Origin of the sequence: Arthrobacter sp. efr-133-TYG-118, from assembly GCF_030209755.1 — a bacterium.
Taxonomy (GTDB): Bacteria; Actinomycetota; Actinomycetes; order Actinomycetales; family Micrococcaceae; genus Arthrobacter.
In genome coordinates this window covers 165,478-176,600 of record NZ_JARVRH010000013.1, presented here as the reverse complement: position 1 = coordinate 176,600, position 11,123 = coordinate 165,478, and the positions used below count along the sequence as shown (strand labels likewise).

General features: G+C 66.6%; 6 protein-coding genes. 5 read left to right on the top strand and 1 reads right to left on the bottom strand.

All coding sequences use genetic code 11. The features are described 5' to 3' along the window. The 4 genes from QRN59_RS13390 to QRN59_RS13375 all read left to right on the top strand — a co-directional run. A partial coding sequence (locus QRN59_RS13390) for an NAD-glutamate dehydrogenase (protein WP_284982993.1) occupies positions 1–3,857 on the top strand: 3,857 nt, incomplete at its 5' end. A gap of 63 nt (positions 3,858–3,920) precedes the next feature. After that, positions 3,921–4,460 (top strand): hypothetical protein, encoded by a 540-nt coding sequence (locus tag QRN59_RS13385; RefSeq protein ID WP_284982992.1) that lies wholly within the window; start codon positions 3,921–3,923, stop codon positions 4,458–4,460. Then, positions 4,457–4,828: a hypothetical protein gene (locus tag QRN59_RS13380; RefSeq protein ID WP_284982995.1), complete on the top strand. Its 372-nt coding sequence runs from the start codon at positions 4,457–4,459 to the stop codon at positions 4,826–4,828. Before QRN59_RS13385 ends, QRN59_RS13380 begins: the two co-directional genes overlap by 4 nt. Beyond that, positions 4,714–6,612 carry a bifunctional polysaccharide deacetylase/glycosyltransferase family 2 protein gene (locus QRN59_RS13375; RefSeq protein WP_284982991.1) on the top strand — a complete coding sequence of 633 codons (1,899 nt, stop codon included), beginning with the start codon at positions 4,714–4,716 and terminating at the stop codon, positions 6,610–6,612. Before QRN59_RS13380 ends, QRN59_RS13375 begins: the two co-directional genes overlap by 115 nt. A 47-nt stretch (positions 6,613–6,659) precedes the next feature. Here the strand turns inward: QRN59_RS13375 and QRN59_RS13370 are convergent, their stop codons facing one another. Beyond that, entirely contained in the window at positions 6,660–8,252 is a 1,593-nt protein-coding gene (locus QRN59_RS13370) for an AMP-binding protein (protein ID WP_284982990.1), read from the bottom strand. Between the two features lie 659 nt (positions 8,253–8,911). Between QRN59_RS13370 and QRN59_RS13365 the strand changes: the two genes are divergently transcribed. Beyond that, entirely contained in the window at positions 8,912–11,068 is a 2,157-nt protein-coding gene (locus QRN59_RS13365; protein ID WP_284982989.1) for a bifunctional polysaccharide deacetylase/glycosyltransferase family 2 protein, read from the top strand. The last annotated feature ends 55 nt before the right edge of the window (positions 11,069–11,123 follow it).

The following is an 11,123-nucleotide window of genomic DNA, read 5'->3' as shown; positions in this document are numbered from 1 at the left end:
CGGTACTCCGGCAGAAAGTCCAGGCGGTCAGCGAAAGACTGGGGTTTACGCCCCGGTCCCACCAGGCCCGGGAATTGATGGCTGTCCTGGAAACCTTTCCGAGGGACGAACTGTTCCACATCGAAGCGGAGGAGCTCGCGCGCCTGGCGGGCGAAATTCTTCGTGCCGAGGTGCTGCAGAGGATCCGCGTGTTCCTCCGTCCGGACAGCTTTGGACGGTTCGTGTCCGCGCTCGTCTTCTTCCCGCGCCGCCGCTACAGCACGGCGGTCCGGCTGTTGATGGAAGAAGAACTCCGGAGGGCGTTCAAAGCGGACTCCGTCGATTTCGAGGTCCGGCTCACCGAGTCACCCCTGGCCCGCGTGTTCTTCCGGATCCACGTGGCTGGTGCTGTGCCGGACGCCCCGGCGTCACGTGCCGCCGTCGTCGATCCGTCCCAACTGGAGCGGCGCCTGATCGCCGCTACCCGCTCGTGGTCGGACGGGCTCGACGATGCGATCCGTGACCGTTTCCCGGCGGCGGAGGCCGTACGGCTCGCCGGGCTCTGGTCGGACGCATTTCCTGCCAGTTATCGCGCGGTCTACGACGTGGAAGCCGCGGTCGGGGACATCGTCAATTTCGAGACGTTCGACCTGGAAGGTACAGGAGGCAGGCCCTACGGGGATCCGCTGCTCACGGTCTACGTCAGGAAGGGCGCCTCGAGCACGCTCGTCGAGGACGCCCGGATCCGCCTTTACCTGACCAGGCCCAGGAGCCTGACCCGGATCTTGCCCTTCCTGCACAACCTCGGGCTCGAAGTGCTGGATCAGCGGCCTTTCGAGCTCCGGCGCGGTGCCGGGCAGGACGTGTTTCTTTACGACCTCGGCGTGAAGTATCCCGGCGGTGTCGACCCCGAGGCTACGAGCGGACTGCTCGCCGAGGCTTTCACGGCCGCCATGCGGGGGGACAGCGAATCCGACCGGATCGACGCACTCGTCATCCGGGAACGGCTCGAGTGGCGGCAGGCAGCAATCCTGAGAAGCTACGCGAAGTACCTCCAGCAGCTGGGGACCACCAACTCGTACGGATTCATCGCGGACACGCTGATTAGCAACGTCCGGGCAACGCGCGCGCTCCTGGCACTGTTCCAGGCGAAGTTCGATCCCGGACAGGACGGGCCTGACCGTGTCCGGAGCATTGCTGTGGCGACGAAGGAGTTGCTGGCGGCGATCGACGACATCCCGGTCCTCGACGCAGACCGCCTGCTGCGCACCTTCATGAACCTCGTGGAAGCGACAACGCGGACCAATTACTTCCAGGGCAAGGCCCACCTGAGCTTCAAACTCAACCCTGCTGCGATCGCCGGTGCCCCGTTTCCGCGGCCGAAGTACGAGATCTGGGTCTACTCGCCGCGGGTGGAGGGCGTCCACTTGCGCTTCGGGGCCTTGGCGCGCGGAGGTTTGCGTTGGTCCGACCGTAGCGAGGATTTCCGGACCGAGGTCCTGGGTCTGGTCAAGGCTCAGAACGTGAAGAACTCCGTCATTGTGCCCACCGGGGCCAAAGGAGGCTTCTATCCCAAACGATTGCCGGACCCTGTGACGGACCGCGAAGCCTGGCTCGCTGAAGGCCTGGAGTGCTACCGGATCTTCGTCAAGGGCATGCTGGACCTCACGGACAATTTGCTCGCCACAGAGATGGGCGGGTCGGTGGTGCCTCCGAACCGCGTGGTGCGACATGACGGCGATGACACCTACCTGGTGGTTGCAGCGGACAAGGGAACAGCATCGTTTTCCGATGCAGCCAACGCCGTGGCCCTTGAGTACGGCTTTTGGCTCGGCGACGCGTTCGCCTCGGGCGGGTCCGTGGGGTACGACCACAAGCAGATGGGCATCACAGCCCGCGGCGCGTGGGAATCCGCGAAACACCACTTCAGTGAGCTCGGCATGGATCCACAGAGCGAGGACTTCACCGTGGCCGGCATCGGAGACATGAGCGGCGACGTGTTCGGAAACGCGATGCTGCTCTCACCGCACATCCGTCTCATGGCCGCCTTCGACCACCGGGACATCTTCCTTGATCCGAACCCCGACGCGGCAGCATCCTTCGAAGAACGCAAGCGCCTCTTCGCTCTCCCCCGTTCGTCGTGGGCCGACTACGACTCCTCGCTGATCAGCGAAGGCGGGGGTGTCCACTCCCGCCGGGCCAAAGCCATCGAGATCACCGAGCAGGTCCGGACCGCCCTCGGCCTGGAGCGCGGAACCGCGTCGCTTCCGCCCCACGCGCTGATGCAGGCCATTCTCCGTGCGCCCGTGGACCTGCTCTACAACGGTGGCATCGGAACCTACGTCAAGGCCTCCACCGAGGACCAGACACGCGTGGGGGACAAAGCCAACGACGCCATCAGGGTCAACGGCAACGAGCTCAGGGCCCGGATCGTGGCCGAGGGCGGGAACCTGGGCGTCACGCAGCGCGGCCGGATAGAGGCGGCCCTGAACGGCGTCCTGCTCAACACCGATGCGATCGACAATTCGGCCGGCGTGGACTGCTCGGACCACGAGGTCAACATCAAGATCTTCATCGACCGGATGATCGCGACCGGCAAGATGCGGCCCGAGGAACGGACAGGGTTCCTGCATTCCCTGACCGACGAGGTAAGCCGCCTGGTCCTGGCAAACAACAAGGACCAGAACGTCCTCCTCTTCAACGACCGGCACCTGGCCCCGGAGCTGAGTCCCGGCTTTGAACGGATCATGGACTGGCTCGAGACTGCCGCGGACCTGGACCGCGGCCTGGAAGCTCTGCCGGGCACGGAACAACTCCAGGACAGGCTGCGGGAAGGCACCGGCCTGACCGCCCCGGAACTGTCGGTACTTGCCGCCTACGCAAAGATCGAACTGGCCAGGGAGCTCACCGCCAGCGACCTCGCCGACGATCCCTGGTTCAAACGGGTCCTCCAAGGCTACTTTCCCCGCCAGCTGTCCGGGCGCTTCGACGCCGAACTGGACTCCCACCCCCTGCGTCGGCAGATCATCTGCACGGTGGTGGCCAACGACATGATCAACCTAGGAGGGATCACCTACGCGTTCCGCGCCATCGAGGAAACCACGGCCACCGCCGCGGCCGTGGCCAGGGCCTTCGTGGTTGTCCGCGAGGCTTATGAGCTGCAGCTGTTCGTGGACCGGATCGCCAGCCTGCCTCCCGGGTTTCCCAGCGAACACTCCGCCGCGGTGGCCCTTCCACTCCGCCGGCTCCTCGACCGGGCAACCCGGTGGTACGTGACCCACGATCATCGGGACCAACCCGTCTCCGAAGCCTTGGCAAGGATCGGGCCGGACTTGGAGCTGCTGCGGACACGGACCACGGAGTTTCTGCGAGGCTCGGACCTTGACCGTGCCAAGCAGCGGCTGGCGCATTGGAACGACGTCGGAATGCCGGTTGAGCTGGGGCGGCGCGCCTCCGATTTGCTGGAGAGTTTCTCGCTCCTGGACATCTCGCTTGTTGCGGAGCAGGTTGATGAACCCCTCACCACCATCGCCGACATGTACCACACGGTCATTCATTGGATCGGTGTGGGAACGCTGTTGTTGCGCATCACCGACCTGCCGCGGCAAAGCCGGTGGGAAGCCCTTGCGCGCGCAGCCCTGCGTGACGACGCCTATTCCGCCGTCGTCGACATCACCATTTCCGTCATGCGGACTACCCGGGCGAGCGGGACCTCCGGAGCCTCCGCCGTGGAACGCATTGTGGAGTGGGAGAGGGGACGACAGGAGCAACTGGGGAGGATCAAGGACACCTTCGTGGAGGTCACCAAACCCGGGCAGGTGGACCTCGCCTCGATCTCCGTGGCCCTGAAACTCCTTCGAACCCTGGCGAAGCGTTAACTCGACCCTTGAACCGTGATGCTTTTGTGATGCAGACCTAAAACCACCTAAGGTTGGTGCCCGATGGCAGCTTTTGAAGAGACAACCGATCAGCCACAGCCCGCGCCTGCTCGCGGGCCGGTCTTCGTCGACGCGTCAGGCCGGCGCCTGCGGAGGCTCAAGCTTATCGGGCTCGGAGCCCTTGGGCTCGTGGCAGGGTACGTCGTCCTCCTGCTGGTTGCGTTGCTGGGCGGGCCCAACGTGGCCGCGCCATTCCTGCCTCTGCCGGACGCCCCGAAGCCACCGGCCGTTCCGGCGGCGCCGGCGGCCAGTGACCTACCGTCATCCCCGTCGGCGCCGGCTTCCAACGCGGCCGGGCTCCCAACCAGCGAGGCTCGATTCCCCGCGCCGCCGGCGCCGGCAGCTTTCGGGGCTGCTGTGACGTCTACTTCGCCCACTGCCGTGCCACCCGCGATCAACGGGTCGGCCTTGCAGCATGCTTCGCCCTTTGCGCCGTTTGTACCAGTTGTCGGTCCCACGCCGGGCTCGTCGCCGACGAGCCCGGGCAAGAGCGGGACGGCTCCAGGCCAGGCTACGCGGCCGTCCACGCCGACGCACCCGTGAGCGCGCGCCGCCTGAGCAAGCGCACTGCTCCAGTTGGCGTCCGCGCGCACTGGTTCATCCTTGTGGCGGTCATGTTGGCACTGGGGGTCGCCCTCGCCGTGCAGGGCTACATGCATCACCTCGCCGGGATCGCCGATGACTCGGTGCCCGGGAGCGGCTCCGCCAGCACGGTCCCGGACGCCGTGTCCCACGGTGGCCCGGTGGTGGACGCCAGGGGCGGGACCGTGCGCACGGTCGGCCCGCCGACCACACGTTGGCACTTACGTTCGACGACGGTCCGGACCCCGCCTGGACACCTCAAATTCTCGACGTCCTCAGGAAACACCATGTTCATGCCACGTTTTTCGTGGTGGGTTCGGCTGCCATAGACAATCCCGACCTCGTGCGCCGCATCGTCGCTGATGGCAACGAGATCGGCATCCACACCCTGACCCACGCGGACCTTGGAAGCGCCCCGTCCTGGCGCCAGCAACTCGAGGTGCAGGGAGGCCAGCAAACGATCAGCGGCATTACGGGCCACGCCGCGACGCTACTGCGGCCGCCTTACAGCTCTGAGAACGACGCAGTCAGGGACGGCACCTGGACGGCGATGCGCGCCGCGGCGGCCCAAGGCTATCTCACCGTGCTTACCACGAAGGATAGCGAGGACTGGCAGCGGCCCGGCGTCGCCGCGATCGAGCGCAACCTTGCGCCGTCCGGCCCGCAGGGTCAGATCCTCCTGATGCACGACGGCGGCGGCGACAGGGCGCAGACGGTCGCCGCGCTTGACTCTTCCCTCACGAAGTTCGAGAACCAAGGCTTCCGTGTCACGACGGTGGGCGACGCCGTCGGGATCACGAGCATGCGGAACGCGTCAGCGGGGGAGCGGGTCAGCGGAACCGCCTTCGTGTGGGGGATCCGGGTCAGCGACTTCGTCATCACCGCTATCTCGTGGGCACTCGTTGCGGCCGGAATCGTGACGGTCATCCGGGCCGTCCTGGTGGTCGGTTTCGCGGCACGCCACAGGAGGGCGGCGCGCCGCTCCCGGGCGGCCGGCCACAGCCGACGCCGGGTGGACGTGCCAGTCCGGCCTGAGGTTATGGAGCCGGTCAGCGTCATTGTCCCTGCGTACAACGAATCAGCCGGCATCGAAGCAGCGGTTCGATCCATCGCGGCCTCGACCCATCCGATGGAGATCATCGTAGTCGACGACGGGTCGACCGACGGTACTGCTGACATCGTGGAAGCGCTTGGCCTGCCTGGCGTCACCTTGATCCGGAAAGAGAATGGCGGTAAGCCGTCCGCCCTGAATGCCGGACTCCGTGCTGCAAGCCACCACCTTGTGGTGATGGTCGACGGAGACACCGTCTTCGAGCCGGAAACCGTTCATGCCCTCATCCAGGCCTTCGCCGACCCGAGGGTGGGCGCAATTTCGGGGAACACCAAGGTTGCCAACCGCGGAGGGATCCTCGGCGCCTGGCAGCACATCGAGTACGTCGTCGGCTTCAACCTGGACCGGAGGTTGTTTGACGTCGCGGAGTGCATGCCGACCGTCCCCGGAGCCATTGGCGCCTTCCGTCGCGATGCCCTCCTCCGAGTCGACGGAGTCAGCGACGACACGCTTGCTGAGGATACGGACCTGACCATGTCGCTATGCCGCGACGGATGGCGGGTCGTGTACCAGGACGACGCGAGGGCCTGGACCGAGGCTCCCGCGAGCCTCGGGGCGCTTTGGAAGCAGCGGTACCGTTGGTGCTATGGCACGCTGCAGGCCATGTGGAAGCACCGCGGCGCGGTCCTGCAGAGAGGTGCGGCCGGAAAGCTCGGGCGGCGTGGCCTCGGCTACCTGCTCGTGCTGCAGGTGCTGTTGCCGCTGTTCGCCCCGGTGGTGGACGTTTTCGCCATCTACGGCTTCATCTTCCTTGATCCCATTCGGATTGCGGCGCTCTGGCTTGTCTTCCTCCTCGTTCAATTCCTCATGGCTGCCTATGCCTTCCGGCTCGACAATGAACGGTTTGGCCCGCTGTGGACGCTTCCGCTTCAGCAGTTCGTCTACCGGCAGCTCACGTATCTCGTCGTCATCCAGTCCGTGGTCACCGCCTTGGCGGGCGTGCACCTGCGTTGGCACAGAATGGAGAGGTATGGCAGCCTGCGCGTCCCGCCTTCCGCGTAGCGCCGAGGGTAGCCAAGGGCAACGCTAGGACCCACCGACACGGACCGCTAGGCCCGCGCGCGCAGCTCCCGTCGGAGGATCTTCCCCGACGCCGACTTGGGAATCACATCGACGAACTCCACCGATCGCACGCGCTTGAACGGCGCCACCCGCCCCGCGACGAACTCCATGACATCGCCGTCGCCGAGCTCGGCCCCGGCCTGCCGGACGACGAACGCCTTCGGTACCTCTTCGCCGTCGTCCGCGTGGATGCCGATGACCGCGGCGTCCGCAATATGTGGGTGGGTGAGCAGGAGCGCTTCGAGCTCGGCAGGCGCGATCTGGTAGCCCTTGTACTTGATCAGCTCTTTGAGCCGGTCGACGATCGTCACGACGCCATCGGCCGTGACGGTCGCGATGTCGCCGGTGCGGAGGAAGCCGTCCGGATCGATCGTCGCGGCGGTTGCGTCGGGCCGGTTCAGGTAGCCGAGCATGACCTGCGGGCCCCGGACGAGGAGCTGTCCGGGAGCGCTCGGCCCTTCGGCCGGGACTTCGATCTCTTCGTCCGTAGCGGGGTCGAGGAGCTTGCACTCCGTGTTCGGCACGGTGTAGCCCACTGAGTCGAGAGGGACGCGCTCGGCGCCGTCGCGCGGGATGGCGTGGGATACGGGACTCAGCTCGGTCATGCCATAGCCCTGGAGCATCGTGCACCCGAGCCGGTGAGCAACAGCGTGCCCCAATTCGCCGTCGAGGGGCGCCGCTCCCGAAAGCACGGCGCGCACGGACGAGAGGTCGTATTGGTCCACCAGAGGATGCTTTGCCAGCGCGACGGCGATGGGCGGCGCGATGAAGAGGTAGGTACAGCGGTGGTCCTGCGTAATGCGGAGGAACTCGGCGAGGTCGAACTTCGGCATCGTGACGAGCCGGGCCCGCTCGCCGAGGGCAAGATTGAGCAGCACGGTCAGGCCATAGATGTGGAAGAAAGGCAAGACGGCGAGCAGCACGTCGTCGGAAGTCACGCGGAAGAAGGCACTCGACTGAGCGACGTTCGCCACGAGGTTGTACTGGCTCAACAGGACGCCCTTCGGCGCGCCGCTCGTGCCCGAGGAGTACGGCACGACCGCGGCGGCGTGCGGATCGACGCTGAGCGTCGGCGCGGGAAGACCGGCTTCGAGCACGTCCGCGAGCGAGGGATGCCCCGCGGCGGCAGCGAGGTCGCCGCCGTCGAGCACCACGAGCCGTTCCGCCGGGATCCCGGCAACCAGCGCCGCGGCCTCCGCCCGCTCAAGGAAGGGCGAGATGGTGAAGAGCCAGGAGGCGCCGGCGTCGCTGAGCTGGCTGCCGACTTCATCGGCGGTATACAGCGCATTGACGGTGGTGACAGCAGCGCCCGCACGCAGGACCCCGTGGAAGACGACGGCGAACGCCGGCACGTTGGGGCAGAAAAGGCCCACGGTGGTCCCGGGGCCTGCCTCGTGGCCCGCTAGCCAGCCTGCCGTGGCGTCGATTCGGCCGACGAGTTGCCGGTAGGTCATTTCGGCGCCGGTAGTGCCGTCCACGAGTGCGATCCGGTCAAGGTCCTCGACGCCCAGCCCACCGAACAGATATTCATAAATCGTGACTTCGGGGATCTCGACATCAGCGTACGGGCTGGTGAACATTGCGGCTCCTTCGGCGCACGACGGCGGGGAGTCGCCGTCGTGCGTCCATTACACCCGGCGGCGTGCGGGCGGGACAAGGGCCGCCGCGGCCGGGTGCCATGCAGGGGCCGGTTTCGGGCTGGGTGGCAGGTCTACTAGAATTGACGCTCGATGGTAGCTCTTGACGAAACATCCGATCAACCGAGGTCCGCGTCGCAGCGTGGGCCGGTCTTTGTCGACGCGTCAGGCCGGCGACTGCGAGGGGTCAAGCTGATCGGCCTCGGGGCCCTCGTGCTCGCGGCGGGGTATGTGCTCCTCGTCCTCGTCGCGCTCTTGGGGGGCCCCAATATCGCTGCGCCTTTCCTGTCTCTGCCAGCTGCCCCGGCCGCCTCGGCGGCCCACGATCTTCCGACAGCCCCATCGGCACCGCCTTCCAACGCGGCCGGCTCCCCGGCAGCCGATGCCCGACCGGCTGGGCCTGCGGCGCCGGCCGCTTTCCAGGCGCCTGCGGCTCCGGCGTCGCCCATTCCTGTGGCACCACCGATCAATAGCACGGCCACGCAGCGTGGGGCCGCTTCTGCACCCATCGCCGGTCCGGCGCCGAGCACGGCCCCAACCAGCCCGGGAAAGAGTGGGTCGGCTCCGGGCCAGGCCACGCGACCGTCCACGCCCGCGCACCCGTGAGTGCACGTCGCCTGAGTAGGCGCACTGCTCCGGTCAGCGTCAAGGCACACTGGTTCATCCTTATGGCCGTCCTGGTTGCGCTGGGTGTCGCCCTCGTCGTGCAGGGGTACATGCACCACCTCGCGGGGATCGGTGATGACTCACTGCCCGCGAACGGGTCTGCCAGTTCCGTCCCGAAAGCCGTCTCCCAGGGCGGCCCCGTCATCGATTCCCGCGGCGGCACGGTCCGCACCGTGACCCCGCCCGATCGCACTCTCGCCCTGACGTTCGACGACGGGCCTGACCCCGCTTGGACTCCTCAGATCCTCGACGTCCTGCGGAAGCACCACGTTCACGCCACGTTCTTCGTGGTGGGCTCGGCAGCGATCGACAACCCCGATCTCGTGCGCCGCATCATCGCCGACGGCAACGAAATCGGCGTGCACACGCTGACCCATGCGGATCTCGGAAGCGTCCCGGCCTGGCGCGAGCAGCTTGAGGTGCAGGGAGGCCAGCAGGCGATCACCGGCATCACCGGCCACGCGGCGACGCTCTTAAGGCCGCCGTACAGCTCGGAAAACGACGCAGTCCGGGACGGCACATGGACTGCGATTCGGGCCGCCGCGAACCAGGGCTATCTCACCGTGCTTACTACCAAGGACAGCGAAGACTGGCAGCGGCCAGGCACCGCCGCAATCGAGCGAAACCTTGCCCCATCCGGCACGCAGGGCCAGGTCCTCCTGATGCACGACGGCGGTGGCGACCGGGCGCAGACGGTCGCCGCGCTCGACTCCGTCCTCACGAAGTTCTCGGACCAAGGCTTCCGGGTCACGACGGTGGGGGACGCCGTCGGAATTACGAGCATGCGGGATGCGTCAGCCGCGGAGCAGATCAGCGGAAACGCATTCGTGTGGGGGATCCGGCTCAGTGATTTTGTTGTCACGGCCATCTCGTGGGCCCTCGTCGCGGCCGGCATCGTGACCCTCATCCGGGCAGTCCTCGTGGTCGGCTTCGCGGCGAGCCACCGGAGAGCGGGCCGCCGCCTTCGAGCGGCCGGCAGTGGCCGACGCCGGGTGGACGTGCCGTTGCGTCCTGAGATCACCGAGCCAGTCACCGTCATCGTCCCCGCGTACAACGAGTCTGCTGGCATCGAAGCGGCGGTCCGATCCATCGTTGCCTCGTCCCATCCGGTGGAGATCATTGTGGTCGACGACGGGTCGACCGACGGGACCGCGGACATCGTGGAGGCGCTCGGCCTGCCGGGCGTCACCGTGATCCGAAAAGAAAATGGCGGCAAGCCGTCGGCCTTGAACGCCGGGATCGCTGCCGCCAGCCACGACCTTGTGGTGATGGTCGATGGCGATACCGTCTTCGAACCGGACACGGTCCATGCCCTCGTTCAGCCCTTCGCCGACCCACGCGTGGGTGCAATTTCGGGGAACACCAAGGTCGCAAACCGCGGAGGAATCCTCGGCGCCTGGCAACACATCGAGTACGTCGTCGGCTTCAATCTGGACCGGCGGCTGTTCGACGTCGCGGAGTGCATGCCGACCGTCCCCGGGGCCATCGGTGCCTTCCGCAGCGATGCGCTCCGCCGGGTGGGCGGGGTCAGCGACGAGACCCTCGCCGAGGACACCGACTTGACCATGTCATTGTGCCGCGACGGCTGGCGCGTCGTTTACCAGGAGGATGCGAGGGCCTGGACCGAGGCACCAGCTAGTCTGGGCGCGCTCTGGAAGCAACGGTACCGCTGGTGCTACGGCACCCTCCAGGCAATGTGGAAGCACCGCGGCGCGGTGGTGCAGGGTGGACAGGCCGGCAAGCTCGGCCGACGCGGGCTCGGCTACCTGCTCGTCCTCCAAGTGTTGCTTCCCTTGTTCGCGCCCATCGTCGATATCTTTGCCGTCTACGGCCTGATATTCCTTGATCCGGTCCGGATAGCGGCTCTCTGGTTAGTCTTCCTTCTCGTCCAATTCCTCATGGCTGCCTATGCGTTCCGGCTCGATAATGAACGGCTTCGCCCGCTCTGGACACTTCCATTTCAGCAGTTCGTGTATCGGCAGCTCATGTATCTCGTCGTCATCCAGTCGGTGGTGACTGCCATGGCTGGAGTGCATTTGCGGTGGCACCGAATGGAGAGGTACGGCAGCCTGCGCGTCCCGCCCGCCGGGTAGGTCCGAGGGTGACCCGGCCCAAGGCTCGTGTCCGCAGTAAAGTGTGCTCCGCGGG